The sequence below is a fragment of the Microbispora sp. ATCC PTA-5024 genome, from assembly GCF_000511135.2.
Lineage (GTDB): Bacteria > Actinomycetota > Actinomycetes > Streptosporangiales > Streptosporangiaceae > Microbispora > Microbispora corallina.
In genome coordinates this window covers 129,579-155,692 of the sequence record NZ_KI866527.1, presented here as the reverse complement: position 1 = coordinate 155,692, position 26,114 = coordinate 129,579, and the positions used below count along the sequence as shown (strand labels likewise).

Sequence of the window (26,114 nt, the reverse complement as noted above, 5' to 3'; positions counted from 1 at the left end):
CGGGAACCGCGTCCGGCACGGCCTCCGGCGCGCCCGCCGCCACCGGCGCGGGCCGGGTCGCGTCCGGCACGGCCTCGGGCGGCGGCTGGTTCAGCGGCAGGTCGGGCGGCTGGGCGTCCCGCCCGTCCGGAGGCTCGGGCTCCGGGGGCGGCTCCGGCGGCCTGTTCGGCGGAGGCTCCCGGCAGGGCGGATCGCGGCAGAGCGGTTCCCGGCAGGGCGGCGGGTCCCGAGGCTCGTCCGGCGGGTTCTTCGGCGGCCGTTCCTCGTCGGGATCGTCGGGCTCCTCCGGGGGCGGCATCTTCGGCGGTTCGTCGCGCCGGGAGGGGAGCGGCCGGTCGCGGCCGGCGCCGCCCCGTGACGGCGGCTCGTCCTCCAGCCGGCCGCGGTCGGCCGAGGCGCCCCCTCTGTGGCTGCCGAGCCGCGGGGGGAACGGCGGCTCCGACTCCTCCGGTCCCTTCTGGGCCCGGCCGTCCGACCGCGACGGCGACTGACGGCGGGCCGAGACACGGATGAGGCACGGATGACGACCAGCCCGAGCCGCGACCGCGGGAAAGCGCTCGCCTTCGCCGCCGCCGTCCTGGTGCTGGCGGCCGTCGGCGTGTACCTGACCATGAGCCCGCCGTCCGGCGACGACGGCGGCGGGCGGCGGGAGCAGTCACTCGGCGCCGCCACGCCGACGGCCGCCGCGACGACCCCGGCGGCCGCGCCAAGCCAGGTGGCGACGACCCCCGGCACGTTCGACGTCTATGCCTACCTGCCGCTGTCCCGGGAGGAGCTCGGCGCCGCCGCCGATCTCGCCCGGCGCTTCACCGCGTCGTACGGGACCTTCCAGTACGGCGAGGACCCGGCGGCGTTCGCGAACCGGCTCAAGGCGTTCGCGACCGTGGAGTTCGGCGCGCAGCTCACCCGGGCGATGACCGACCCTCCCCTGGTGAGCCAGAACAAGGCCGACCAGGTCGTCTCCCGGGGCACGGCCAAGGTCCGGACGATCCGGGACGTCACCGCCAACCAGGTCGTCCTCGTCGTCGACGCGCTGCGGCACGTGACCGACCGGACCGGCGAGAAGGACCAGACCGACCAGTACGCCGTCACGGTCGTCAAGGTGGGCGCCGATTGGCGGGTGTACGACATGGAGCCGGCGGACGCGGGACAGGACGGGGACAGCAACCCGTGACCGCGCCGCCGCGATCGACCGTCGAGCTGTTCCGGCGGGGCGGGCTGCGCCGGCTCGCCTCTGGCGGCAGGTCGTGGCGTGCCATAGCCATCGCCCTGGCGGTGATCGTGCCGATGACGCTGTTCGGCTCGATCATCCTCATGACCCCCTCGCCGTCCGTCCTCCTGGGCGGCCGCAACGCCGAGGACTGCGCCGAGGCGGCCACCGGGACCGACGTCTCCGCGACCGCCCAGACCGACATCCCCCGGGACTACCTGGAGCTGTACAAGAAGTTCGGCAGGCAGATCGGCGTCCAGTGGAACGTGCTCGCGGCGATCGGCAAGCGGGAGACCGACCACGGCCGCTCCTCGCTGCCGGGGGTGAGCAGCGGCACCAACTACGCGGGTGCCGCCGGGCCCATGCAGTTCCTCGTCAGCACGTGGGGCGGCAAGACCAGGATCAAGATCGGGCCGGACCTGAACGGATACGCCTCGGACGGCGACGGCGACGGGTACGGCGACATCTACGACCCCGCCGACGCGATCCTCGGCGCGGCCAAGATGCTCAAGCGCAACGGCGCCCCCGACGACCTCAGGCGGGCGATCTTCGTCTACAACCGGGCCACCTGGTACGTCGACCAGGTCCTGGAGATCGCCCGGCGGTACGCCGCCAACGGCCAGATCCAGCTCCCGCCCGAGGCCGACCCCGCCTGCGACTCCTCCTACGTCGCCTCGGCCCCCGACGACGTGGTGCGCACGATCCTCGAGTACGCCTTGGCCCAGCGCGGCAAGCCGTACCGGTGGGGCGGGACCGGACCGGACGCCTTCGACTGCTCCGGGATCATCTACATGGCCTACCGGAACGCCGGGCTGTCCATCCCGCGGACGACGTTCGGCCAGTGGCCGTTCGGGGTCCGCGTCCAGCCGGGCAGCGAGCAGCCGGGCGACCTGGTGTTCTTCAACGCCGGTCCCGGGACGTCGAAGGACCATCCTGGCCACGTCGGCATGGTGGTCTCGCCGGGCAAGATGATCGAGGCGCGCTGCACGCTGTGCGGGCCCATCAAGGTCACGACGTACGGCGGCCGGCCCAACATCGTCGGCTTCACCCGGCCCCTGGAGAACGAGGACGTCGTCGCGCAGCTCAAACGGGCTCTAACGTAGTCGCCCATGGAGGCCATGCGGAAGCTCGTCGTGGGGGCGGCGATCGTGGACGGCGGACGGCTGCTGGCCGCGCAGCGGGCCGAGCCGCCGGCCCTGCGCGGCGGGTGGGAGTTCCCCGGCGGCAAGGTGGACCCGGGCGAGAGCGAGCACGAGGCGCTGGTGCGCGAGTGCCAGGAGGAGCTGGGCGTCCACGTCGTCGTGGGCCGTCAGGTCGGCGGCGACTGGCCGCTCGGGAACGGCTACCTGATGCGGGTGTGGCTCGCCTCGATCGAATCGGGCGTCCCCGCGCCGCTGGAGCACCTGGCGCTGCGCTGGCTGGACGCGCACGAGCTGTACGACGTGGACTGGCTGCCCGCCGACCTCCCGATCGTCGCGACGGTCGAGAAGCTGCTGTGGGGCGGGGCCTGACAGCCTTTCCGACTCGGGCGTCGTCCCCCACTGCGGCAGAAGACACCGATACGTATCTAAGATCGGACTTTGCTGTTAGTTTACGGAACTAGAATCGGCGTGGACCCTGGCGGCCCCGGCGGCGATGGAGGCGAGCGGTGACAGGACGCGCACAGCTGAGAGCCGCGTCCTCGGCTGCAGCCTCACTGGCGATCACGGCCGTGGCCGTGGTGGTCCTCGCCCCGATCGTGGGCCCGCAGCGCGCGGGCGCCGACCCGGTCAACCCCTGTGACCCCACCCAGGGGCAGAACTGCGACCCCGTGGTGACCGTGACCGTCACCACGACGCCCGGGCCGACCGGCGACCCCGTGGTGACGAAGACGGTGACCGTCACGCCGACGCCCACCCACGCCGTCACGCACAAGCCGGCGACGACCAGCGCCGCGCCGCCGCCCGCCAGCACCGTCGAGCAGCCGCCCGCGACGTTCCCGACGACGCAGGCCGTCGTCCCGAACGTCACGGACACCGGCACCACGCCGACCCCGGACGCCGGCGGCGTCACGCTCGCCCCGGCGACGCCCGACGTCACGCCGACGCCGTCGCCCGCCGTCTCGTTCGAGGAGCCCGAGCCGCAGACGGTGCCGGTCGAGATCCGCAACGCCACCCCGCAGTACGACAAGGTGACGCTGAGCCACCGGCTCGCGATCCCCGCCGCCGTCCTGGTCCTGGTGGCGCTGCTCGCCTGGCTGATCTTCGAGGGCCGGCTGCGCCGGATGGCCCATGCGGCGGCCGTGCGCAAGGCCGGGCCGCGCTCGGCCAGGACCGGCCGCGCCGACGACCTCGCCGGATACCCCGCGGGCCCCGGGTACGCGCCGATGGTCGGCTTCGTCCCGGTGCAGCCGTACGCGATGGGGTATCCGCAGCAGCCGTACGGGTACCCGGCCCCCTACGGCTACGCGACGCCCTACCCGCCGCAGGGCTACCCGTACATGGACCCGGCGCAGATGGGCGCCCAGGTGCCCGTTCAGCCCGAGGGCGCGGTCCAGCCACAGTGGCCGGCCGACCCCTGGGGGGTCGCGGTGGGCGAGCCGCAGCCGGGCCCCTGGACCGACGCCACGGCCCGCCCGGCGGCTGCCCCGGCTCCGGAGCGGACCGTGCAGTATCCCCTTCCCGGCGAACCGCCCGCCGACCACTAGGTCAGGTCTGGGTCAGGTCTGGTCGTCTTCGGGGCGGACGGGCGCCGGCTCGCCCTGTGCCGGCGCCGCGGGACCGGGGGTGACCTCTTTCATCGCCTCGCGCAGTCGTTCGTAGTCGACGCCGAGGTTGGTCAGGACATCGTGCGCGACGCCCTCACCGACCGTGAGCAGGCCGAGGGCCAGGTGCTCGCCGCCGACCGTCGCCTGGTTCATCAGCAGCGCCTCGCGCAGCGCGTGCTGTAGCGCGCGCAGTGCCGGCCGGGTGAACGGCGTCTCGTCCGGCAGCGGCTCGCCGTGCGGCGCGCCGACGCGTCCGTCCACGGCACCGCGGATCGTCGCCGTGTCGGCGCCGCAGCGGGCCAGCGCCTGTGCCGCCGGCTGATCCGGTTGCCCGGCCAGCCCGAGCAGCAGGTGCTCGGTGCCCAGGTAGGTCTTGCGCCGGGCCCGGGCGGCCTCGCGGGCGAGCGTGACCGCCTTCTTCAAGTCGTCGCTCGCCCGGTCCCAGAACCCGTCCTGGCCGCGTTTGCGCATGCCCGCGTCACTGGGAATGAACCGCTTCTGCACCGCCTGGCGGCTGACCCCCAGCCGGGTGCCGATCTCGGCCCACGACACGCCGTCGCGGCGGGCCTCGTCGACGTAGTAGCCGATCAGGTTCTCGCCGAGCTCGCCGAGACGGTTCGCCAGGCCGACCGCGAGCGTGAGCCGGTCGAGGGCGGGTCCGTCGGCCAGGCTGGAGCGGACCTGCGCGATCAGGGACTCGAGGGTGGGAGCTGAAGGCATCATGTAGGCAACCGTAGGTTGCCATCATGGCTATGTCAACCGAAAGTTGCCTCCCTCGCCAGGGGTCGCCTGAAGCGTCGGACACCTCGATGTGCGGCTCCGCAAGGGGCGCAGGGCTCCTGGAACGCCGGAGGCGCCGGCGGGGGATCCCCGGCCGGCGCCTCCAGGACACCAGGTCAGCTCGAACGCTTGAAGATCTTGGAGCCGAGCCAGACCAGCGGGTCGTACTTGCGGTCGACCACGCGCTCCTTCATCGGGATCAGCGCGTTGTCAGTGATCTTGATGTGCTCGGGGCAGACCTCGGTGCAGCACTTGGTGATGTTGCAGTAGCCGAGGCCGTGGTCCTCCTGCGCGGACTCCTTGCGCTCCAGCACGTCGTACGGGTGCATGTCGAGCTCGGCGATCCGCATGAGGAAGCGCGGGCCGGCGAAGGCCTGCTTGTTCTCCTCGTGATCGCGGATCACGTGGCAGACGTTCTGGCACATGAAGCACTCGATGCACTTGCGGAACTCCTGGGACCGCTCGACGTCGACCTGCTGCATGCGGTACTCGCCGGGCTTGACGTCGCTCGGCGGCGTGAACGACGGGATCTCCCGCGCCTTCTTGTAGTTGAAGGACACGTCGGTCACGAGGTCCTTGATGACGGGGAACGTCCGCATCGGGGTGACTGTGATCGTCTCGGTCTCCTCGAAGGTGGACATCCGGGTCATGCAGCCGAGCCTCGGCCGGCCGTTGATCTCCATCGAGCACGAGCCGCATTTGCCGGCCTTGCAGTTCCAGCGCACCGCGAGGTCGGGAGCCTGGGTGGCCTGCAGCCGGTGGATGACATCGAGGACGACCTCGCCCTCGTTCACCTCGACCGTGAAGTCCTCCAGGCGGCCCTCGCCGCCCTCGCCGCGCCAGATGCGGAACTTCGCCTTGTAACCCATCACGACTCCTTGACCGCGGCGTCGTACTCCGCCAGTTCGTCCTCGGTGAGGTACTTCTCCAGCTCCGACCGCTCGAACAGGGAGATGAGGTCGCCGCGCATGCTCGGCTGGACCTTCTCCTCGATCCTGACGGCGGAGCCGTCCGGCTCGGCCGAGCACACCAGGAGCCTGCGCCGCCACTCCGGCGCCATGCCGGGGAAGTCGTCGCGGGTGTGGCCGCCCCGGCTCTCCTCGCGCAGCAGCGCCGCCCGGGCAACGCACTCGCTCACCAGCAGCATGTTGCGCAGGTCGATCGCGAGGTGCCAGCCGGGGTTGTAGATACGGCTGCCCGCGGCCCCGGTGTTGCCGGCCCGCTCCTTGAGCTTCTCGATGACCTGCAGGGCCTCGCTGATCTCGCCGGCCTTCCGGATGATGCCGACCAGGTCGTTCATCGTCCGCTGCAGCTCGTGGTGGACCTCGTACGGGTTCTCGCCGCCGCGGCGCTCCAGGGGGGCGAGGGCCTCGGCCCGGGCCTCCTCGACCCCGGCGGGCACCGGGCGCCGCGCCAGGCCGTCCACGTACGCCGCGGCGCCAGCGCCGGCCCGGCGGCCGAACACGAGCAGGTCGGACAGCGAGTTGCCGCCGAGGCGGTTGGAGCCGTGCATGCCGCCGGAGACCTCGCCGGCCGCGAACAGGCCGGGGACGGACGCCGCGCCGGTGTCGGCGTCCACCTCGACGCCGCCCATGATGTAGTGGCAGGTGGGGCCGACCTGCATGGGCTCCCGGGTGATGTCGACGTCGGCCAGCTCCTTGAACTGGTGGTGCATCGACGGCAGCCGCCGGGTGATCTCGGCGGCCGGCAGCCGGGTCGAGACGTCCAGGAAGACGCCGCCCTGGGGTGACCCGCGCCCGGCCTTCACCTCGGCGTTGATCGCCCGGGCGACCTCGTCACGCGGCAGCAGCTCCGGCGGGCGGCGGTTGTTGGCCTGGTCGTTGTACCAGCGGTCCGCCTCCTCCTCGGTCGTGGCGTACTTGTCCTTGAACACGTCCGGGATGTAGTCGAACATGAAGCGCCGGCCCTCGGAGTTCCGCAGGACGCCGCCGTCGCCGCGGACCGACTCGGTGACGAGGATGCCGCGCACCGACGGGGGCCAGACCATGCCCGTCGGGTGGAACTGGATGAACTCCATGTTGATCAGCTTGGCGCCGGCGAGCAGGGCCAGCGCGTGGCCGTCGCCGGTGTACTCCCAGGAGTTCGAGGTGACGACGAACGACTTGCCGATGCCGCCGGTGGCCAGCACCACGGCCGGGGCGTCGAAGACGATGAACTCGCCCGTCTCGCGCCAGTAGGCGAGCGCCCCGGCGATGGCGCCGCCGTCCTTGAGCAGCCGGGTGACCGTGCACTCGGCGAAGACCTTGATGTACGCCTCGGGGTCGCCGTGCAGCTTCTCGTCCTCCTGCTGGAGGGCGACGACCCGCTGCTGCAGGGTGCGGATCATCTCGAGGCCGGTCCGGTCGCCCACGTGGGCGAGGCGCGGGTACTCGTGGCCGCCGAAGTTCCGCTGGCTGATCTTGCCGTCCTTGGTGCGGTCGAACAGCGCGCCCCACGCCTCCAGCTCCCAGACGCGGTCCGGCGCCTCCTTGGCGTGCAGCTCCGCCATCCGCCAGTTGTTGAGGAACTTGCCGCCGCGCATGGTGTCGCGGAAGTGCACCATCCAGTTGTCGTCGGAGTTGACGTTGCCCATCGCGGCGGCGGCGCCGCCCTCGGCCATGACCGTGTGGGCCTTGCCGAAGAGCGACTTGCAGACGATCGCCGTGCGCTTGCCCTGCTGCCGCGCCTCGATCGCCGCACGGAGCCCCGCTCCGCCGGCTCCGATGACGACGACGTCGTATTCGTGACGCTCCACTTGAAGATCCTTAAGCGAACGGGAAGGTGATGACGCCCTTGGCGACCAGCCGGACGTACAGGTCGGCGATCATGACCGAGAACATCGAGGCCCACGCCAGCGGCTGGTGCTTGGCGTTGAGCTTGGACACGAACGTCCAGGCCCGGTAGCGCAGCGGGTGCCTGGAAAAGTGGTTGAGGCGGCCGGCCGTGATGTGGCGGCAGGAGTGGCACGACAGCGTGTACGTCATGATCAGTACCGCGTTGGCGATCAGAATCCAGGTCCCGAGCCCGCCAGGCTTGTGCACCAGGGCGAGGATCGCGTCGTACGTCAGGATCGCGCCGATGACCAGGGCGCCGTAGAAGAAGTACCGGTGGATGTTCTGCAGGATGAGCGGCAGGCGGCTCTCACCCGTGTACTTCCCGTGCGGCTCGGCCACGGCGCAGGCCGGCGGCGACAGCCAGAACGAGCGGTAGTACGACTTGCGGTAGTAGTAGCACGTAAGTCGGAAACCACCCGGAAGGCCGAGGATCAGCAGGCCGGGCGGCAGCCCGTACCAGTCGCCGAACGGCGCCAGCCCGAGGAAACGCGCCCCCGGGGGACACGAGGTCGCCAGGCAGGGCGACGAGAAGGGCGCGATGTACGGATCGACGAAGTAACTCTTGTCGAAGATCGCCCAAAATCCGTAAATCAGGAATGACATGAGTCCGGCGAACGTCAGCGCCGGAGCCAGCCACCATCGGTCGGTGCGAAGTGTGCGCACCCTCAGCTGTGCGCGTTGTTTCCTTACCGGGCTCTCGGCCGTTGTCTGGGTCATCGGAGACCTTCCACCCTCACTGACTCCGCGCACGCCGGAGCGCTCGCGCCGAACTGCCGTGGCCGTGCGCGTATTGGTGGGGGCAACATTACGACGAGCACATCACGAACTGTGAGGAGGGTCACTCCTCCCCACTGTGATTCCCGTCACGTCCCCGTCGGTTTCACCGCGGTTGCGAAGAACGTGCGGATCCGCCGTGCCGCGCAGGTGAACGCCCGTGGTCATCCGGGTTCCGTGACGTACGCGTCGGCGTGCAGTTGTATTTACGCAGGATATCCCGCTTGCCCTCCGGGCGGGCGCACCCCGGCGCGACGCGCTCACGCGGCGTCGTCGGCGGCGGGGAGCGTCCAGCGGAAGGTGGCGCCGGGCCCGGCCGCCGTGTCGAGCCAGATCCGGCCGCCGTGGTACTCGACGATCTTCCGGCACAGCGACAGCCCGATGCCCGTGCCCGGGTGGACGTCCCTCGGATGGAGGCGCTGGAAGATCAGGAAGATCCGATCGGCGTGCTTCGGGTCGATCCCGATGCCGTTGTCGGAGCAGGAGAACTCCCACATCTCGCCGTCCCGCCGCACCCCGACGTGGACCCGCGGCGGCTCCTGCGAGCGGAACTTCACGGCGTTGCCGACGAGGTTCTGGAAGACCTGGGTCAACAGCGACGCGTTGCCGACGACCACGGGCATCGGATCGTGCGTGACCTCGGCCCCGGCCTCGCTCAGCAGCGTGTCGAGGTTGCGCAGCGCGCCGCGCAGCGCCACGCCCGAGTCCGTCGGCACCCGCTCGCCCCCGGCCCGGCCCACCCGGGAGAGGTCGAGCAGGTCCCCGATGAGCTCCTGCATCCGGGTGGCGCCGTCGACGGCGAACGCCATGTACTGCCGGGCCCGGTCGTCGAGCCGGTCGCCGTAGCGCTGGTCGAGCAGGCGGGTGAAGCTCGCGACCTTGCGCAGCGGCTCCTGCAGGTCGTGGCTGGCGACGTAGGCGAACTGCTCCAGCTCGGCGTTGGACCGCCGGAGCTCCTCGGCCTGGTCGGCGAGCCGCCGGCGGGCCTCGGACGCCGCCCGCCACTCGGCCATGATGCGCCGCCGCATGCCGTCCACGTGGCCGGACAGCTCCCACAGCTCGGCGGGGCGCTCGACCCCCAGCTCGTGGCCGAAGTCGCCCCCGGCGACGGCCCGCACCTGCCGGGTGAGCCGGGCCACCGGGATCGTCACCGCGCGGCGCACGATCAGCGTGCAGCCGGCGACGGCCAGCACCAGCGCGCCGATCAGCACCCACACGGAGGTGTAGATGGTGTCCCAGCCAGCGCGGAGCCGCCGGCTGCCGATGTCGTGGAGGGCGTCGAGCCTGGCCTGCCAGGGGGCGAGCGCGGCCCGGACCTCGGCGAAGCGGGTGACGTTGACGGTGGCCAGCTCGCGGGTGAGCGCGCCCGTGCCCGCAGCGGGTACCGCGGCGACCACCTTCTCCGTGTAGTCGCGCCGCCAGGCGGCGGTGGCCGCGGACAGGCGCTCCAGCTCGCGCCGCGCCGGGGCCGGCTCCGGGAGCCGCGGCGTCAGCGCCAGAATCGCCGCCGTCGCTGCCTGCTCGTCGGCCACGCCCCGCCGGTAGTCGTCCAGGTACTGCCGCTCGTTGGTGAGCCCGTACGCGCGGATCGCGCTGCCCTGGGCCTGCAGGGCGGTGGTGATCCTCAACGTCTGCAGGGCGGCCGGGTCGATCACGTCGACCACGGTGTCCCGCGCCTTCAGGGTCTGGCCGAGCGCCATCAGGATCGCGGTCACGGCCACGGCGACGACGAGGGCGACGGCCGTGCCGGCCAGCAGAAACCACCGGCCGACCGGCAGCGCGGCCCGGCCCGGCGGGGGCGCCAGCGGGGGGAGCGGCTCCATCCCCGTGACGCTCACCGCCCGGCTCGCCCTCCTCCCGGCCCGTCCTGGGCCGGGGCGGCCTGGGGGAGGACGCCGGCCGCGGCGCCCCGGCCGCGCGCGACGAGGACGGCGGCCACGTCGTCGTGCACCGCGTCGCCGAGGCTCGCGATGATCCGGTCGAGGTCGATGCCCTCGTGGGCCCGGATGAGGTTCAGCAGGCCCTCGGTGCCGAGCAGGTCGCGGCCGTCCCCGACGGTGGCCTCGATCAGCCCGTCCGTGTAGAGCAGCAGCGACCAGCGCTCGCCCAGCGGGACGTCGAGCGACGTCCACTCGACGTCGGGGAAGATGCCGAGCGGCGGGCCGGACGGCATGTCGGTGACCACGTCGATCACGCCGTCGCGCAGCAGCAGCGGCGGCGGGTGGCCGATCACGTGCATCCGGGCCCGGTCCAGCTCGGGGGCGATGGTCGCGGTGCACATCGTCGTGAAGATCTCCGGCGACTTCCGCTCGTGCCGCAGCAGCGTGTCGAGCGTGCGCAGCACGTCGTTGCCCGTCTGCCCGGCGAGCACGAGCGTGCGCCAGGCGATCCGCAGGGCCGTGCCGAGGGCGGCCTCGTCGGGCCCGTGCCCGCACACGTCGCCGATCACGACGTGGACCGCGCCGTCCGGCGTCTGGACGGTGTCCCAGAAGTCGCCCGCCAGCAGCCCGCCCGTACGGCCCGGCAGATAGCGCGCCTGGTGGTGCAGCAGCCGCGGGTCGATCAGCGGGACCGGGAGCAGGCCCCGCTCCAGCCGGGCGTTCTCCCCCCGGACGATGCGCTCCTCCAGCAGGTCGCGCATGGCCAGGTCGGCCCGCTTGCGCTCGATCGCGTAGCGGATGGCGCGGATCAGCAGCCGGGCGTCCACGTCCTGCTTGACGAGGAAGTCCTGCGCGCCCGCCGCCACCGCGTCGACGCCGATGGGGGCGTCGGCGAGACCGGTGAGCACGAGCACCGCCGTGTCCGGCGCCATCGCGAGCACCTGCTCCAGGGCCTCCAGCCCCGACGCGTCGGGCAGCGACAGGTCCACCAGCACGCACCGCACGTCGTCGGTGAGGCGGGCCCGGCCCTCCGCGAGCGAGCGGGCCCAGGTGATCTTCGGCGGCCTCTCGGCGCCCGCCAGCAGCTCCTCGACGAGGAACGCGTCGCCGGCGTCGTCCTCGATGAGCAGCAGGGACAGCTGGTCGGGCAGGTCAGGTGAGGCCGGGGTCACGGACGCCTCTCGCCGGAGTGGAAGGTGCACGTCGCTGACAAAGCTACCGTCAGGTGGGGGCGGTCCACAGGACTACGAGGAGGCCAGCGCCTCGACGCCCGGGGGGAGGGTCCCGTCCGCGGCCGCCTCGGTGAGGTACGACAGCAGGGTGGCCCGGAACGCCTGCGCCGCCCTCGTGGGCTCGACGTCCTTGCGGTGGGCGAGCGCCACGGTCCGGCGCAGTCCCGGCAGCAGCGGCGTCCCCATGAGGCCGGGGCGGCTCTCCAGCACCATCGACGGGACCACCGCGATCCCGAGCCCGGCCTCGACGAACCGCAGCACCGCATCCATCTCACCGCCCTCCACCGCGAACCGCGGCTCGAACCCCGCCTGCCGGCAGGCCGCCAGCGTCGCCTCGCGGACGTCGTACCCCCGCCGGAACATGACGAGGGGCCGCCCGCGCAGCTCCTCGATCCGCATGTACGGTCGCCGGCCCCGATCGGACGCCGAGGCGACCACGAGGTTCTCGCTGAGGATCTCCTCGGTGACGAGAGACGGGTCGGTGCTCTGCAGCGGGAGGATGATGAGCGCCAGGTCGAGCTGGCCCCGGGCCAGGTCGCGCACCAGGTCGCGCGAGCCGCCCTCCTCGACGCGCAGTTCCACGCCCGGGTAGTCGCGATGGAAGAGGGCCAGGGCGTCGGCGAGCAGGCCCGCGCACAGCGACGGCGTCGCCCCCAGCCGCACCCGGCCCCTGCGCAGCCCGGCCAGCTCGGCGACCTCGCGCCGGGCCGTCTCGGCGTCGGCCAGCATCCGGCGGGCGAGAGGAAGCAGGGCCTCCCCGGCGGGGGTGAGCGTCACGTTGCCCCGGGCCCGGCTGAACAGCGGGGCGCCGAGCTCGGTCTCCAGGGCCTTGATCTGCTTGCTGAGCGACGGCTGGGCCACCCGCGCCCGCTCGGCCGCCTGGGTGAAGTGCCGGGTCTCGGCGACGGCGACGAAGTAGGCGAGTTGCTGGAGCTGCACGTCTTCACAGCCTACGGCCATGGTCTTCGGTCCCCGGGGACCGGGCCGGAGGATGTGAGATTCCTCGCACGGCGCCGCCCGTGGACGCGGCGGGGGCCGTACGGCGCAGAGGGCATAGCCCCCGGCTATCGAAACCAGAACCGCCATGACTTGGACGCCTGAAATCGGCGAACCTAGCGTGAGCAGACGTGACAGCCACTGTTGACCACTCCGTCGAGCGAGGGCTGGCGACCACGAAGGTGTCCCCGCCCCCCGCATCGCACAAGCCCGCAGCCCGCACGCCGAAGTCGCCCGGCCCGCGGCGTCCCCGGCCGTCCGGACGCCGGGGCCTGTTCGCCTCCTCCAACGGCAAGAAGGCCGTCATGGCGGTCACCGGCGCCGTTCTCGTGCTCTTCCTGGTCGCCCACATGCTGGGCAACCTCAAGATCTTCCTGGGCGCCGACTCGTTCAACCACTACGCCGAGTGGCTGCGCACGGTGGGCTCCCCGGCCCTGCCGAACCGCACGCTGCTGACGATCACGGAGATCGTGCTGACCCTGGCGGTGGTGCTGCACATGTGGTCGGCCGTGTCGCTCGCGCGCCGCGCGGCCAAGGCGCGGCCCGTCAAGTACGCCGCCCGCCGCAGGTCGCAGGCGTCCGGCTACGCCACCCACACCATGCGGTACGGCGGCGTGATCATCCTGCTGTTCGTGATCTGGCACCTGCTGGACATGACGTTCGGCGTGGTCAACCCCGAGGGTGGCGACGCCACGCCGTACGCGCGGATGGTCGCCGGGTTCCAGCCCTCGCGCTGGTGGGTGACGCTGTTCTACCTGGTGGCGATGGTGATGGTCGGCTTCCACCTGCGGCACGGGCTGTGGAGCGCGTTCCAGACGCTGGGCCTGGCCCGCCGCTACCGGGCGCTCAAGGCCGGCGCCGGCGCGGTCGCGGCCGTGCTCGTGGCCGGCTTCCTCGCCGCGCCCGTCGCCGTGATGATCGGAGTGGTCAAGTGAAGTACACCGTTGGCGAGCCCATCCGCGACGCCAAGGCTCCCGGCGGGCCCATCGAGGACCGCTGGGACACCCGGCGGTTCCAGGCCAAGCTGGTCAACCCGGCCAACAAGCGCAAGCTGACCGTCATCGTGGTGGGCACCGGGCTCGCGGGCGGCTCGGCCGCCGCCACCCTCGGCGAGCTGGGCTACCAGGTCAAGTCGTTCTGCTACCAGGACTCGCCCCGCCGCGCCCACTCCATCGCGGCCCAGGGCGGCATCAACGCCGCGAAGAACTACCGCGGCGACGGCGACAGCGTCTACCGGCTCTTCTACGACACCGTGAAGGGCGGCGACTTCCGCGCCCGCGAGTCGAACGTCTACCGGCTCGCCCAGGTCAGCGTGAACATCATCGACCAGGCCGTGGCCCAGGGCGTGCCGTTCGCCCGCGAGTACGGCGGCCTGCTCGACACCCGCTCGTTCGGCGGCGCCCAGGTGTCCCGGACGTTCTACGCCCGCGGCCAGACGGGCCAGCAGCTTCTCCTGGGGGCCTACCAGGCCCTGGAGCGGCAGATCGCGGCCGGCACGGTCGAGATGCACACCCGCCACGAGATGCTCGAACTCGTCGTCAGCGGCGGGCGGGCCCGCGGAGTCGTGGTCCGCGACATGGTCACCGGTGAGATCGAGACCCACCTGGCCGACGCGGTCGTGCTCGCCACCGGCGGGTACGGCAACGTGTTCTTCCTGTCCACGAACGCCAAGGGCTGCAACACCACGGCCATCTGGCGGGCGCACAGGAAGGGCGCCTACTTCGGCAACCCCTGCTTCACCCAGATCCACCCGACCTGCATCCCCGTCAGCGGCGAGTACCAGTCGAAGCTGACGCTGATGTCGGAGTCGCTGCGCAACGACGGCCGCGTCTGGGTGCCGCTCCGCAAGGGCGACGACCGGGCCCCCGGCGACATCCCCGAGGACGAGCGCGACTACTACCTGGAGCGGATCTACCCCGCCTTCGGCAACCTCGTCCCCCGCGACATCGCCAGCCGTGCCGCCAAGAACGTCTGCGACGAGGGCCGCGGCGTCGGCCCCGGCGGTCTCGGGGTCTACCTCGACTTCGCCGACGCCATCGGCCGCCTCGGCCGCGACGCCGTGGAGAAGAAGTACGGCAACCTCTTCGAGATGTACGAGCGCATCACCGGAGAGAACCCGTACGAGGTGCCGATGCGCATCTACCCGGCCGTCCACTACACGATGGGCGGGCTGTGGGTCGACTACGACCTCCAGTCGACCATCCCCGGCCTGTTCGTCATCGGTGAGGCCAACTTCTCCGACCACGGCGCCAACCGGCTCGGCGCGTCCGCGCTGATGCAGGGCCTCGCGGACGGCTACTTCGTGCTGCCGACCACGCTCGGCGACTACCTGGCCGGCGCCGGGACGTTCGGGCCCGTCGACGACGCCGACGTGGCCGAGGCCCGGCGGGCCGTCACCGAAAGGATCGAGCGGCTCCTGTCCGTCAACGGCACCCGTACGGCCGACTCCTACCACCGCGAGCTCGGCCGCATCATGTGGGACTACTGCGGCATGGAGCGGACCGAGGAGTCGCTGCGCAAGGCGCTGGAGCGGATCCCCGAGCTGCGCGAGGAGTTCTGGCGCAACGTCAAGGTGCCCGGCGACAACGAGGGGCTCAACCAGGCGCTGGAGCGGGCCGGCCGGGTGGCCGACTTCTTCGACCTGGCCGAGCTCATGTGCGTCGACGCCCTGCACCGTACGGAGTCCTGCGGCGGCCACTTCCGGGCCGAGTCGCAGGACGAGGACGGCGAGGCGCTGCGCGACGACGAGAACTTCGCCTACGTCGCCGCCTGGGAGTGGACCCCGCAGGGCCCGGTCCTGCACAAGGAAGAGCTCGAGTACGAGTACGTGAAGATGAGCCAGCGGAGCTACAAGTGAACCTCACCCTGAAGATCTGGCGCCAGAACGGCCCCGCCGATCGGGGGCGGATGGTGACCTACCGGGTCGAGGACGTCTCTCCGGACATGTCGTTCCTGGAGATGCTCGACGTCCTGAACGAGCGGCTGATCCTGGAGGGCGAGGAGCCGGTCGCGTTCGACCACGACTGCCGCGAGGGCATCTGCGGCATGTGCGGCATGGTCATCAACGGCGTGGCCCACGGCGAGCAGCGGGCGACCACGACCTGCCAGCTGCACATGCGGCACTTCGAGGACGGCGCCACGATCACCATCGAGCCCTGGCGGGCCGCGCCGTTCCCCGTCGTGAAGGACCTCGTGGTGGACCGGTCGTCGTTCGACCGGATCATCCAGGCCGGCGGCTTCGTGTCGGTGCCGGCCGGGTCGGCCCCCGACGCCCACGCCGTGCCGGTGCCGAAGGAGGACGCGGACGCCGCCTTCGACGCCGCGACCTGCATCGGCTGCGGCGCGTGCGTGGCCGCCTGCCCGAACGGCTCGGCCTCGCTGTTCACCGCCGCCAAGATCACCCACCTCGGGCTGCTGCCCCAGGGCCAGCCGGAGCGGGCCTCCCGGGCGCGGGCGATGGTCGAGCAGATGGACGCCGAGGGCTTCGGCGGCTGCACGAACACCGGCGAGTGCACGGCGGTCTGTCCCAAGGGCATCCCCCTCGACACCATCGCGCGGATGAACGCCGACTACCTCAAGGCCGCCTCGAAGTAGGGGCGCCGCCTTCGCGGAGGGCGTCCGGCGGGCCGCCGGACGCCCTCCGCTCATGTCGCCGCTGAGCTCCCATGGGCGCCTCTTAGCGTAAATAAGCCTTTCGTTCCAGGCGTGCGCAACATAATCAGCCCTCCTCCCGGGTAACGTGTCCGTTGTGTTGGGGTGACACGCCTGCCCTGAATCCGCAGGCGAGGGAGTGAGCATGCCGTCGGTGTCCGGTCCTCGGTCAACACTCAGCGTCGCGTCCGCGGCTGAGCGCAACGCGGTCGTCGTCCGCCTTGCCGGCGACCTGGACGCGGGTACCGTCCACGTCCTGCGCGAGGAGCTGAAGCGCGTCTGGGACAACCCCCCGCCGGTCCTCGTGCTGGAGGTCGGCGAGGTCGCGTTCTGCGACTCCCGCGGGCTGAGCGAGCTCATCGCCGCGCTGCAGCGGGGGCAGGCGACGAACGTCCGCCTCGCGCTGGCGGGCGTGCAGGGCGTCCTCGCCCGGGTGCTGACGATCACCGGGCTCCGCAAGGTCTTCGAGCAGTACGGCACGGTGGCCGAGGCGCTCGACGGCACCTGGACGCCCGACGCCGGAGGGCCGGGCGGCGACCACCGCGGCGACCACTTCGGCGGCCTGTTCGAGACGGCGGGCGACCGCTAGCGGCGGGTTACCGGGCGGGATCCATGCCGTCCCGGGCCGCGGTCCAGAAGGGGTCGCGGCCGATGAAACCCAGTAGCCGGGCCTGCGCCCCCGCGTCCTCCGGCACTTCGACCCTCGGTCCGTATTGCCCGGATGAGCGGATGACCTCCTCCATCGGCTCCATCCCGGCCAGCAACTCCGCGCAGATGTCCGGGTCCAGCCGGTCGTCCTGGCCGGTGGAGCGGGCGAGGTCCCAGGTGTGCATGAACACGTCCGTCGTGTAGAAGCGGTCGATCGCCTGGTCCAGCGGCACGGTGCCGATGTGCGGGTTGACCAGGACCCGTTCCGCGGTCGCCGGGTCGTCCAGCAGCGCCTGCACGGCCTCGCAGTGGACGCGCCACGCGCCGGCCGGGTCCACGTCCACGGGCGGTCCCGCGGGCAGGTCGACGGCCGCGCCGGAGGAGAGGAACCCGGGCAGCCACTCCGTCAGATGCCGCACGACGTCGCGGGCGGTCCACCCGGCGACCGGGGCCGGCGCGTCCCATGCCCGGGCTCCCTGTACGCGTTCCGTGAACAGGCGGCCGACCTGGCGGTGCCGCTCCGCCGGGTGGTCAGACAGCGCCATCGGCGATCATCCGGTCGAGCTTGGCGTACCCCTCGTTGACGCCGCTCTCCATGCCGCTCGCCAGCCAGGCGTCGCGCGACTCGAAGCTCTCGACCAGCGACTGCGTACGCAGGCGGGCGCGGCCGTCCCCGAGGTCGTCGAACCACAGCGTCTCCAGCGCGACGCCGTCCGGATCGCCCTCGAAGGTGAAGGTCTGCACGATGCGGTCCGGGCGGACCTCGTGGAAGCAGCCGTGGAAGGCGAACTCCACGCCGTCGTGCACCGAGACGAACCTCCAGCTGCCGCCCGTGCGCGCGTCCCAGTGCTCGATCCGCGTGTCCCCGGCGTCGGGGCCGATCCATCGCGCGAACAGCGCGGGATCGGTGTGCGCGCGGAACAGCTGCTCCCGCGTCGCGGCGAACTCGCGGGTGATGCGGACGATCGGCACATCGCGGTCAGCCTCGATGGTCGTCTCCGTGGTCCGGGTCATGATCTGCTCCATCCCTGTCGTCGTTCATCGCCGCCAGGACGGCGTCGAGGCGGCGGTACCGCTGCTCGGCCCGGCGCCGGTACCGCTCGATCCAGGCGTCCATCAGGTCGAACACCTCGGTCTCCAGGTGCACCGGCCGGGGCTGCGGCCCCTCCCGCCGGCTCACGAGCCCGGCGTTCTCGAGCACCCGCAGGTGCTTGTAGACGGCCTGCAGCGTCATCCCGTACGGCTCGGCGAGCTGACCGACCGTCGCGTCTCCCTCGGCGAGCCGGGCCAGCATGTCGCGGCGGGTGGGATCGGCGAGGGCGGAGAAGACCAGGGACAGTGTGTCAGCGGTCATCGCTCCTCGCTTTCAACCCTTCGGTTGAAACGATGGTACGCCTTGGGGAAGGGCCGGACAACCATCTGGTTGAAAGTCCTGGCGAGATCGCCTGACGGCTGGGGGTGTCAGTTCGGGGCGTCGGCCGCGACCGCTTCCGCGACCGTGTCGTACAGGGGGAACGCCGCGTGCAGCCCGGTGACGGTGAGGATACGGCGGAAGACGCCCCGCACCCCGGCCAGCCGCATGTACCCGCCTGCGCGGGTTGCGCGGTCGGCGTACTCCAGCAGCATCCGCAGGCCCATGGAGTCGCAGAAGGTCAGCTCGGTGGCGTCGACGACCAGCCTGACCCGCTCCTCCAGCAGGAGCTTGCCGAGCGCCGCCCGCAGGCCGTCGGCGGAGATGACGTCAAGCTCGCCGACCAGGGTGACGACCGTGTAAGCCGTCTCCCGCCCGACCCTGACGTCAAGCTTCGTGGTCATCTGTGTCCTCGTCCCGAAGATCTACAGAGAAGTTACACCCCTAAGTACCGCGCGAGGCGGTGGGGAGGCAACCTTCGTGACGATGCGGTGGCACACCTGTGGCCTGGCCGTACATCGCGGCCACGGGGCGTGCTCGTTCGTGACGTCGCAGCTTCCGGCGCGGGTGCCCGTCTGGGGTGCGGGGCCCGGCGATCTGCGGCTGCGCCGTGGGGGCGCGAGTGACCGGAAGCGATGCCGCAGGCAGGCAGCGGCGGGGCCCGAGCGCCCCGGCTGTGTGCCTGCCGGGATGGCGTGTCAGGGGCAAGACCTGGACCTCCGGCAACCGGCCTGCCGACTGGAAGCAGCAGATGAACCGCTGGGACCGCTACTACTACGTCCGCGTCGCCGTCATCATCGCCGCCTTCGCCCTGCTGGCCGCCGCCCTCACCTGAGCCCGCGGGCCGATACGCGCCCTAGTGGTGCCTGCCGCCGCGGCCGTGCCGGGAGAGCCAGGTGTTCGCGTCGATCAGGCAGCGCTCGACCTTCTTCCGGCAGAAGCCGGCTTGGGTGTTGGTCTGGCCGCTGATGCTGATGGCGAGGTTCTCGTCGCCGCGGAAGAGGGCGGGGCTGTCCACGACGGCGAAGCCCTTGTTCCCGAAGGCCTTCCCGGCGTTGACGTTGGTCGCGCCGCCGTCCCCGCCCCCGCGCGCCGGGACGGCGTGGGCGGGCGGAGCCGCGCGCCCTGCGACCGCGGCGAGCGCGGGCTGCGCGGCCTGTGCGGGTGGCGCGGCCTCCGGGGGTGAGGTGGCATGTGCGGTGGCGGGGACGGCGGCCCACGCCGCCGCGGTCAGGGCGACCGCCGCCAGGCGTCGCGCGTTCCGAGCACCGCCGCGACGGCCGTCGGCCTGATCTGTCATGGATTCGCCTCTTCCCGCCCTACGGCCCGGAGACGACCGTGTGCTCCGGGACGACACCTCGATACCCGCCCGGCCGGTGCGGCTCCCTCCTCCCGATCATCTCTTTACCGGCGCCGGGCCGGGGCCGAGGTCGTCGCCTCACCCGAGCCCGGAGCGGACCTCGGTGCGGAGGCCGGCGAGGTCGAGGCCCGCGTCGGTCATCACGCGCACGCCCAGCCCCTCGCCCTCCCTGATCAGGCCGAGCAGGATGTGGCCGTCCCGGATGTCCTTGCTCCCCAGCGCCAGCGCCTCCCGCAGGGACAGCTCCAGGACCTTCTTGGCCCGGGGCGTGAGCGGGATCCTGCGCGGCCCGACGAGGACGCCCCGCTCCTCGCGCCCGGGACGGCGGTCGAGCGCGCCCGGGCCGAAGGCCGCCTCGACCTTCTCCCGCACCGCCGCGAGGTCGATCCCGATCGACTCCAGGGCGTCGGCGTCGATGTCGCCGGTCGGATGGGTGCCCAGGATGCGGGCGACGGCGGCGTACGCGCGCTCGTGGTCGAGGCCGTGCTCCCCGAGGAGCCGGGCCGACAGCGACTCGGGCTGTCCCAGCAGGCCGAGGAGCAGGTGCTCGGTGCCCAGGTGGTCGTGCCGCAGCCGCCGCGCGTTCTCCTGAGCCAGGACGACGACCTTCCTGGAGGTCTCCGTGAACCGTTCGAACATCGTTACTTCTCCCGCCTCAGCAGTCCTCGTCCGCCCGCGTACTTCTTGTGCACCGCCTGCCGGGACACCCCGAGCAGCAGTGCGATGTCCTGCCAGGACCATCCCGCGTCGCGCGCGTTCTCCACCTGAAGTGCTTCGAGCCGCTCCACCAGCACCCGCAGGGCCCGCACGGCCCGCAGGCCGATGGCGGGGTCGCGGCTGCCGGCGTCGCTGGCCAGCTGCGCCGTGTCGTTCATGCTGTAAACCTAGGTTGACACGGTCGGGATGTCAACCCAGATTGACACGGCCGTAGCATGGAAAACCGTTTGCCCCGTGACCTGGGATCTTGCGAGCCTGGAATGACCATGTACTCCTTGCCTGCCGGCGATCCCGGCACTCCCGACACCCGCGGTCCCCTCCGGTACCTGTGGTGGGTGGCGCGCGTCCAGGGACGCCGGCTGGTGATCGGCATCGCCTTCGCCATCGTCTGGTGGCTGGGCCAGGCTCTCGTCCCCGCGGCCCTGGGCAAGGGCATCGACGCCCTCGCCGCCAAGGACGTCGGGCTGCTCGCCCGCTGGTCGGCCGTCGTGCTGGGACTCGGCGTGCTCCAGGCCGCCGCCGGAACGTTCCGGCACCGGTACGCGGTCCTCACCTGGCTGTCGGCCGCCTACCGGACCGTGCAGGTGACGGTCCGCCAGGCGACCCGGCTGGGCGCGACCCTGCCCAAACGCCTGTCGACCGGCGAGGTGGTGAGCGTCGGCAACTCCGACATCGCCCACGTCGGCAACGCGATGGAGATCCTTCTCCGGGGGATCGGCGCGGTCGTCGCCATCGCGACGGTCACGGTGATCCTGATCGCCACCTCGCTCCCGCTGGGGCTCACCGTGCTCGTCGGCGTGCCGGTCATGGCGGCGGCCGTCGGCCCGCTCCTGCGGCCGCTGCACCGCCGGCAGCACGTGCAGCGCGACCTCCAGGGCGACCTGGCGACCCGCGCTGCCGACATCGTGACCGGCCTGCGGGTGCTGCGCGGCATCGGCGGCGAGCAGGTCTTCTCCGCGCGGTACCGCGAGGAGTCGCAGCGCGTCCGCCACGCGGGCGTGCGGGTGGCGGCCGTGGAGTCGGCGCTGGAGGGCGCCCAGATCCTGCTGCCCGGCGTGCTCGTCGGCTGCGTCACATGGCTGGGCGCGCACTTCGCCCTCGACGGGCGGATCAGCGCCGGCCAGCTGGTGGCCTTCTACGGCTACGCGGTCTTCCTGATCGCGCCGCTGCGGACGCTGACCGAGGCCGCCGACAAGGTGACCAAGGGGCACGTCGCCGCCCGGCGCGTCTGCCGGATCCTGGCGCTGGAGCCCGAGATCGCCGGCGGGTCCGCCGTCCTCCCGGACGGCGCGCTGGACCACGGCGTCCTGCGGGACGGCGGGTCCGGCGTCGCCGTGCGGCCCGGCAGGCTCACCGCGCTGGCCGCCGGCACCCCGGAGGAGGCGATCGCGATCGCCGACCGCCTCGGCCGGTACGCGCCGGGCGAGGTGACGCTGGACGGCGTCCCGCTCGCGGACTTGCCCGTCGCCGAGGTCCGGCGTCACGTCCTGGTGGCCGACAACGCCGCCCGGCTGTTCACCGGACGCCTGCGCGACGAGCTGGACGTCCGCGGCGCGGCCACCGACGGCGATGTCCGCCAGGCCCTGTACGCGGCCTGCGCCGAGGACATCGTCCAGGCGCTGCCCGAGGGCCTGGACGCGCACGTGGCCGAGTCGGGCCGGGAGTTCTCCGGCGGCCAGCAGCAGCGGCTGCGGCTGGCGCGGGCGCTGCTCGCCGACCCGGAGATCCTGATCCTGGTCGAGCCGACCAGCGCCGTCGACGCGCACACCGAGGCGCGCGTCGCGGAGCGGCTGGGCAAGGCCCGCGCCGGGCGCACCACCCTGGTCTGCACGACGAGCCCGCTCGTCCTCGACCGGGCCGACCTCGTCCTGTACGTCGAGGACGGCCGCGTGCGGGCCGAGGGCACCCACCGGGAGCTGCTCGCGGCGGAGCCCGGATACCGATCCACCGTCACCCGAGGGGAGGCCTGAGATGGCCCGCGAGATCCTGCCGGTCGCCGACCGGGCGCAGGTGCGCGCCTACGCGCGGCGGCTGACGCTGAAGTACCCGCGTGAGCTCGCCGTCGCGCTGGTGCTGCACGCGCTCGCGGCGGTCGCGGGCCTGGCCGCCCCTCGGCTGCTCGGCGAGCTGGTGCAGTCGGTGGCCGACGGGACGGCCGACACCGGCGTGGACGTCATCGCGCTGGCGATCGTCGCGTTCGTGGTGCTCCAGGCGGTCCTGATCAGGTTCGCCGTCTACGCCTCGTCGCGGCTGGGCGAGAAGGTCCTGGCCGAGCTGCGGGAGGACTTCGTCGACCAGGTGCTCGCGCTGCCGCTGTCCACGGTGGAGCGGGCCGGCTCTGGCGACCTGATCACCCGTACCTCCCGTGACGTGGACGCCCTGTCGCGGAGCGTGCGGCACGCGGTGCCCGAGACGATGATCGCCGTGGTGGCCGGGGCGTTCGGGGTGGGCGCGGTGCTCCTGGTCGGCCCGATCATGGCCCTGCCCTCGCTGGCGGCGGTTCCGCTGCTGTGGATCTCCACGAAGTGGTACCTCGGCCGGGCCAGGGACGGCTACCTGCGGGAGAACGCGGCGTACGCGGAGATGACCGAGGGGCTGGCCGAGACCGTCGAGGGCGCGCGGACCGTCGAGGCCCTCGGGCTGGAGCGCCGCCGCCGTGAGCGGACCGACCGGGACATCGCCGGGTCGTTCGCGGCCGAGCGCTACACGCTGGGCCTGCGGATGGTGTGGTTCCCCGCGGTGGAGCTCGGCTACGTGGTGCCGGTCGTGGCGACCCTGCTGCTCGGCGGCCTCTTCTACTCCCGCGGCTGGGTCTCCCTCGCCCAGGTCACCGCCGCCACCCTGTACGTCCAGCAGCTCATCGACCCGCTCGACCGCCTGCTGTCGTGGATCGACGAGCTGCAGGTCGGCGGGGCGTCCATGGCCCGGCTGCTGGGCGTGGCGAACGTGCCCGAGGACCGGGCGCCCGGCGGACGCCGCCCCGACGGGGAGGAGCTGCGCGCGGATCGCGTCCGGTACGCCTACCGGGAGGGCCGCGACGTGCTGCACGGCATCGACCTCGACGTCCGCGCGGGGGAGCGGCTGGCCATGGTCGGCCCGTCCGGCGCGGGCAAGTCGACGCTGGGACGCCTGCTCGCGGGCATCCACGGCCCGCGCAGCGGCTCGGTCACGGTCGGCGGCGTCCCGCTCGTAGAGCTGCCGCTGGGCGAGCTGCGCGGCCACGTGGCGCTGGTGACACAGGAGCACCACGTGTTCCGGGGCACGCTCCGGGACAACCTGCTCATCGCCCGGCCGGAGGCCGGAGACGAACAGGTGCGCCGCGCGCTGGAGGCCGTGGACGCCTGGGAGTGGGTGGCGTCCCTCGACGAGGGGCTGGACACCGTGGTCGGGTCGGGCGGCACGACCGTCTCCCCGGCCCACGCGCAGCAGATCGCGCTCGCCCGGCTCGTGCTGGCGGACCCGCACACGCTGGTGCTCGACGAGGCGACCTCGCTGATCGACCCGCGGGAGGCCCGCCACCTGGAGCGGTCGCTGGCCGCCGTCCTGGAGGGCCGGACCGTGATCGCGATCGCGCACCGCCTGTACACGGCGCACGACGCCGACCGGGTGGCCGTGGTGGAGGACGGCCGCATCAGCGAGCTGGGCTCCCACGACGAGCTCGTCGCGGCCAGGGGCGCGTACGCGGCCCTGTGGGACAGCTGGCACGGCACGTCCGGCTGACGAGGGATGACCCGCCGCGGGGCGGGCAGAGGAAGCCGAGGGGATCGGGTGGGTCCACACCCGATCCCCTCTCCTCGCCGGATCAGATCTGCAGGGACTTCCTGAGGAAGTCGAGCTGGAGCAGCAGCAGGTTCTCCGCGACGACCTCCTGCGGCGTCATGTGGGTGACCCCGGACAGCGGGAGCACGGTGTGCGCGCGGCCCGCCGCGAGCAGGGCGGACGACAGCCGCAGCGTGTGGGCCGCCACCACGTTGTCGTCCGCGAGGCCGTGGACGAGCATGAGCGGCCGCTCCAGCTTCTCCGCGTCGCCCAGCAGCGAGGACCCCTCGTAGTGGCCCTCGTCGGGGTGGCCCAGGTAGCGCTCCGTGTAGCAGGTGTCGTAGAGCCGCCAGTCGGTGACCGGGGCCCCGGCGACGGCCGCGTGGAACACGTCCGGGCGGCGCAGCACGGCCAGCGCCGCCAGGTAGCCGCCGAACGACCAGCCGCGGATGGCCACCTTGGTCAGGTCGAGGTCGTCGGGGTACTGCGCGGCCACGCCCTGGAGGGCGTCCACCTGGTCCTCCAGAGAGAGCGTGAAGTCGTGGAGCATCTCCCGCTCGAAGGCCGGCCCGCGCCCGGGCGTCCCCCGGCCGTCGGCCACGACGACGGCGAAGCCCTGCTCCGCCCACCACTGGGACTCCAGGAACATGCGCCGCGCCTGGAGGACCCGCTGCGCGTGCGGGCCGCCGTACGGGTCCATGAGGACGGGCAGCCGCGCCGAGCCGGGCACGTGCCAGGACGGCAGCAGGACGGCGGTGGACAGCCCGCGCGCGCCGGCCCGCATGAGGGACACCCGCGGCTCCAGGCCGGGACGCTCGGCCGCCGACCGGATCGCCGCCGTCGTGCCGCCGGGGCGTACGACGGTGACCGATGTGCCCTCGCTGTCGAGGCTCTGCCGCGCGACGACGGTCACGCCGCCCGACAGCCGTCCCGCGTGGACGCCCGGCTCGGTGGTCACCGGGGACAGCGAGCCGGCGGCGTACGTCCACAGGTGGATCTCGGTCGGCTCGGCGGCGGCCTGGAAGAGCACGGTGTCGCCGTCGACGTCGAGCACGGCGCGGACCTGCAGCGACGGGGGTGTGACGGGCTCGGAGCCGACCACGAGCCGGCGGCCGCCGTCGGAGTCGGCCACCCAGACGAGGGTCCCGTCGGACAGGCGGGCCGGCACGCCGGGGACGATGTCGATCCAGGCCGGGTCGGTGTCCTCGCGGACGAGCGACGTCTCCCCGGTGGCGGGGTCGGCGGCCAGCAGGCGCATCGAGCGCTGGTCGCGGGCGAGGGTGACGAGGGCGAGGCCGTGGGCGTCCCACAGGGCCGTGGCCAGGTACTCCTGCTCGTACGGCACGGCCACCCGCGAGCCGTCCAGCCCGATCACGAAGAGCGTGACCTCGGCGTTGGCCGTCCCGGCGGCCGGGTAGCGCTGCGGCGTCGCCGGGCGCTCGGGATTGGCCGGGTCGGCGATGTGCCACAGCGCGACCGGCGACTCGTCCACCCGGGCCACCAGCAGCCGGTCGCCCGAGGGGGACCACCAGTAGCCGCGCATCCGGTCCATCTCCTCGGCGGCGATGAACTCGGCCAGGCCGTAGGAGATCTGGTCGCCCTCGGGGGCGGCGAGCACCGTGTCCGCCTCGCTCGCGAGGTCGAGGACGTGCAGGGCGCCCCCGGTGACGTACGCGACCCGGGAGCCGGTGGGGTCGAGGCGGGGGTCGATCACCGGGCCCGCGGCGGGCAGGCGGCGCACCCGGCCCTCGCGGGCGAGATCGGCCAGGTACAGCTCGCCGGACAGCGCGAATACGGCCAGCCGGGCCTCGCGGTCGGTGGCGTAGGCCACCACGCCGCCCGCGGCCTCCCGCATCCGCTCGCGGCGCGCCCGCTCCTCCGGCGGCAGGTCCTCGTCGGCCGGGCCGAGCCCGAGCGGGTCGACCACGATCCGTTCCGTGCCCGTGGCGACGTCGAGCTCCCACAGGCAGGTGACGGGGTCGGTGCCGGACCTGGTTCTCAGGAAGACCGCGCGGCGGCCGTCCGGAGAGATCGTGAATCCGCGGGGCACCCCGAGGGTGAACCGCCGCGTCCTCGCCTGCATCCGTGGGAAACTCTCAGTCATAGCCCCTCATAC

General features: G+C 72.7%; 26 protein-coding genes and 1 pseudogene. 12 read left to right on the top strand and 15 right to left on the bottom strand.

Translation table 11 applies throughout. The annotated features are described in order from the left end of the window. The 5 genes and pseudogenes from MPTA5024_RS42990 to MPTA5024_RS35190 all read left to right on the top strand — a co-directional run. A pseudogene (locus MPTA5024_RS42990) lies at positions 1-491 on the top strand (type IV secretion system protein); the annotation flags it as partial. A gap of 29 nt (positions 492-520) precedes the next feature. Beyond that, the gene (locus MPTA5024_RS35205) at positions 521-1,174 is read left to right on the top strand and encodes a hypothetical protein (RefSeq protein WP_036332298.1); all 654 of its coding nucleotides are present in this window, start codon (positions 521-523) and stop codon (positions 1,172-1,174) included. Then, positions 1,171-2,313: a C40 family peptidase gene (locus MPTA5024_RS35200; RefSeq protein WP_232326781.1), complete on the top strand. Its 1,143-nt coding sequence runs from the start codon at positions 1,171-1,173 to the stop codon at positions 2,311-2,313. The genes MPTA5024_RS35205 and MPTA5024_RS35200 overlap by 4 nt, the downstream gene beginning before the upstream one ends. A gap of 15 nt (positions 2,314-2,328) precedes the next feature. Beyond that, entirely contained in the window at positions 2,329-2,721 is a 393-nt protein-coding gene (locus MPTA5024_RS35195; protein WP_036332864.1) for a (deoxy)nucleoside triphosphate pyrophosphohydrolase, read from the top strand. Positions 2,722-2,858: 137 nt separating this feature from the next. Further along, positions 2,859-3,896, top strand: coding sequence for a hypothetical protein (locus tag MPTA5024_RS35190; protein ID WP_157099896.1), 1,038 nt, complete (start codon positions 2,859-2,861; stop codon positions 3,894-3,896). 12 nt (positions 3,897-3,908) lie between these two features. Here the strand turns inward: MPTA5024_RS35190 and MPTA5024_RS35185 are convergent, their stop codons facing one another. From MPTA5024_RS35185 to MPTA5024_RS35155, 7 genes are all read right to left on the bottom strand, one after another. Then, positions 3,909-4,679 carry a Clp protease N-terminal domain-containing protein gene (locus MPTA5024_RS35185; RefSeq protein ID WP_051459069.1) on the bottom strand — a complete coding sequence of 257 codons (771 nt, stop codon included), beginning with the start codon at positions 4,677-4,679 and terminating at the stop codon, positions 3,909-3,911. A 173-nt stretch (positions 4,680-4,852) separates the two neighbouring features. Continuing rightward, positions 4,853-5,605: a succinate dehydrogenase/fumarate reductase iron-sulfur subunit gene (locus MPTA5024_RS35180; protein ID WP_036332296.1), complete on the bottom strand. Its 753-nt coding sequence runs from the start codon at positions 5,603-5,605 to the stop codon at positions 4,853-4,855. Continuing rightward, entirely contained in the window at positions 5,605-7,491 is a 1,887-nt protein-coding gene (locus MPTA5024_RS35175; RefSeq protein ID WP_036332295.1) for a fumarate reductase/succinate dehydrogenase flavoprotein subunit, read from the bottom strand. Before MPTA5024_RS35175 ends, MPTA5024_RS35180 begins: the two co-directional genes overlap by 1 nt. 10 nt (positions 7,492-7,501) lie before the next feature. Further along, positions 7,502-8,287 (bottom strand): hypothetical protein, encoded by a 786-nt coding sequence (locus MPTA5024_RS35170; protein ID WP_051459068.1) that lies wholly within the window; start codon positions 8,285-8,287, stop codon positions 7,502-7,504. A gap of 317 nt (positions 8,288-8,604) precedes the next feature. Next, entirely contained in the window at positions 8,605-10,182 is a 1,578-nt protein-coding gene (locus MPTA5024_RS35165; RefSeq protein WP_051459067.1) for a sensor histidine kinase, read from the bottom strand. Beyond that, the gene (locus MPTA5024_RS35160; protein WP_084370257.1) at positions 10,179-11,426 is read right to left on the bottom strand and encodes a PP2C family protein-serine/threonine phosphatase; all 1,248 of its coding nucleotides are present in this window, start codon (positions 11,424-11,426) and stop codon (positions 10,179-10,181) included. Before MPTA5024_RS35160 ends, MPTA5024_RS35165 begins: the two co-directional genes overlap by 4 nt. Positions 11,427-11,468: 42 nt before the next feature. Next, positions 11,469-12,395: a LysR family transcriptional regulator gene (locus MPTA5024_RS35155; protein ID WP_036332293.1), complete on the bottom strand. Its 927-nt coding sequence runs from the start codon at positions 12,393-12,395 to the stop codon at positions 11,469-11,471. A 188-nt stretch (positions 12,396-12,583) separates the two neighbouring features. Here MPTA5024_RS35155 and MPTA5024_RS35150 point away from each other — a divergent pair, with 188 nt between their 5' ends. The 4 genes from MPTA5024_RS35150 (at position 12,584) to MPTA5024_RS35135 (ending at position 16,692) form a co-directional block, all read left to right on the top strand. Beyond that, entirely contained in the window at positions 12,584-13,387 is an 804-nt protein-coding gene (locus MPTA5024_RS35150; RefSeq protein ID WP_084370256.1) for a succinate dehydrogenase cytochrome b subunit, read from the top strand. After that, positions 13,384-15,309 (top strand): fumarate reductase/succinate dehydrogenase flavoprotein subunit, encoded by a 1,926-nt coding sequence (locus MPTA5024_RS35145; protein ID WP_036332292.1) that lies wholly within the window; start codon positions 13,384-13,386, stop codon positions 15,307-15,309. The genes MPTA5024_RS35150 and MPTA5024_RS35145 overlap by 4 nt, the downstream gene beginning before the upstream one ends. Then, positions 15,306-16,046 (top strand): succinate dehydrogenase/fumarate reductase iron-sulfur subunit, encoded by a 741-nt coding sequence (locus MPTA5024_RS35140; RefSeq protein ID WP_036332291.1) that lies wholly within the window; start codon positions 15,306-15,308, stop codon positions 16,044-16,046. Before MPTA5024_RS35145 ends, MPTA5024_RS35140 begins: the two co-directional genes overlap by 4 nt. Positions 16,047-16,257: 211 nt before the next feature. After that, the gene (locus MPTA5024_RS35135; RefSeq protein WP_232326780.1) at positions 16,258-16,692 is read left to right on the top strand and encodes an STAS domain-containing protein; all 435 of its coding nucleotides are present in this window, start codon (positions 16,258-16,260) and stop codon (positions 16,690-16,692) included. A 7-nt stretch (positions 16,693-16,699) separates the two neighbouring features. Here the strand turns inward: MPTA5024_RS35135 and MPTA5024_RS42985 are convergent, their stop codons facing one another. From MPTA5024_RS42985 to MPTA5024_RS35115, 4 genes are all read right to left on the bottom strand, one after another. Further along, entirely contained in the window at positions 16,700-17,296 is a 597-nt protein-coding gene (locus MPTA5024_RS42985) for a TIGR03086 family metal-binding protein (RefSeq protein WP_036332290.1), read from the bottom strand. Further along, a complete protein-coding gene (locus MPTA5024_RS42980) occupies positions 17,283-17,765 on the bottom strand; it encodes an SRPBCC family protein (RefSeq protein ID WP_198167586.1) in 483 nt (160 codons plus the stop codon). The genes MPTA5024_RS42985 and MPTA5024_RS42980 overlap by 14 nt, the downstream gene beginning before the upstream one ends. Beyond that, a complete protein-coding gene (locus tag MPTA5024_RS35120) occupies positions 17,731-18,105 on the bottom strand; it encodes an ArsR/SmtB family transcription factor (protein ID WP_036332288.1) in 375 nt (124 codons plus the stop codon). Before MPTA5024_RS35120 ends, MPTA5024_RS42980 begins: the two co-directional genes overlap by 35 nt. Positions 18,106-18,212: 107 nt before the next feature. Continuing rightward, a complete protein-coding gene (locus MPTA5024_RS35115; RefSeq protein ID WP_036332287.1) occupies positions 18,213-18,566 on the bottom strand; it encodes an STAS domain-containing protein in 354 nt (117 codons plus the stop codon). A gap of 218 nt (positions 18,567-18,784) precedes the next feature. On the opposite strand from MPTA5024_RS35115, the gene MPTA5024_RS44060 reads away from it, so the two are divergent. Further along, positions 18,785-18,997 carry a hypothetical protein gene (locus MPTA5024_RS44060; RefSeq protein ID WP_232326779.1) on the top strand — a complete coding sequence of 71 codons (213 nt, stop codon included), beginning with the start codon at positions 18,785-18,787 and terminating at the stop codon, positions 18,995-18,997. 21 nt (positions 18,998-19,018) lie between these two features. Here MPTA5024_RS44060 and MPTA5024_RS35110 read toward each other — a convergent pair whose 3' ends face one another. The 3 genes from MPTA5024_RS35110 to MPTA5024_RS35100 form a co-directional block, all read right to left on the bottom strand. After that, complete coding sequence (locus MPTA5024_RS35110; RefSeq protein WP_036332286.1) at positions 19,019-19,462, bottom strand: hypothetical protein; 444 nt, start codon at positions 19,460-19,462, stop codon at positions 19,019-19,021. Positions 19,463-19,600: 138 nt separating this feature from the next. Then, entirely contained in the window at positions 19,601-20,161 is a 561-nt protein-coding gene (locus MPTA5024_RS35105) for a Clp protease N-terminal domain-containing protein (protein WP_036332285.1), read from the bottom strand. 2 nt (positions 20,162-20,163) lie between these two features. Continuing rightward, entirely contained in the window at positions 20,164-20,397 is a 234-nt protein-coding gene (locus MPTA5024_RS35100; protein WP_036332284.1) for a DNA-directed RNA polymerase sigma-70 factor, read from the bottom strand. 108 nt (positions 20,398-20,505) lie between these two features. On the opposite strand from MPTA5024_RS35100, the gene MPTA5024_RS35095 reads away from it, so the two are divergent. Beyond that, positions 20,506-22,209 (top strand): ABC transporter ATP-binding protein, encoded by a 1,704-nt coding sequence (locus MPTA5024_RS35095; protein ID WP_036332283.1) that lies wholly within the window; start codon positions 20,506-20,508, stop codon positions 22,207-22,209. Between the two features lies 1 nt (position 22,210). After that, entirely contained in the window at positions 22,211-23,959 is a 1,749-nt protein-coding gene (locus tag MPTA5024_RS35090) for an ABC transporter ATP-binding protein (protein WP_036332282.1), read from the top strand. An 82-nt stretch (positions 23,960-24,041) separates the two neighbouring features. Here the strand turns inward: MPTA5024_RS35090 and MPTA5024_RS35085 are convergent, their stop codons facing one another. After that, complete coding sequence (locus MPTA5024_RS35085; RefSeq protein WP_036332281.1) at positions 24,042-26,102, bottom strand: DPP IV N-terminal domain-containing protein; 2,061 nt, start codon at positions 26,100-26,102, stop codon at positions 24,042-24,044. Between the last annotated feature and the right edge of the window lie 12 nt (positions 26,103-26,114).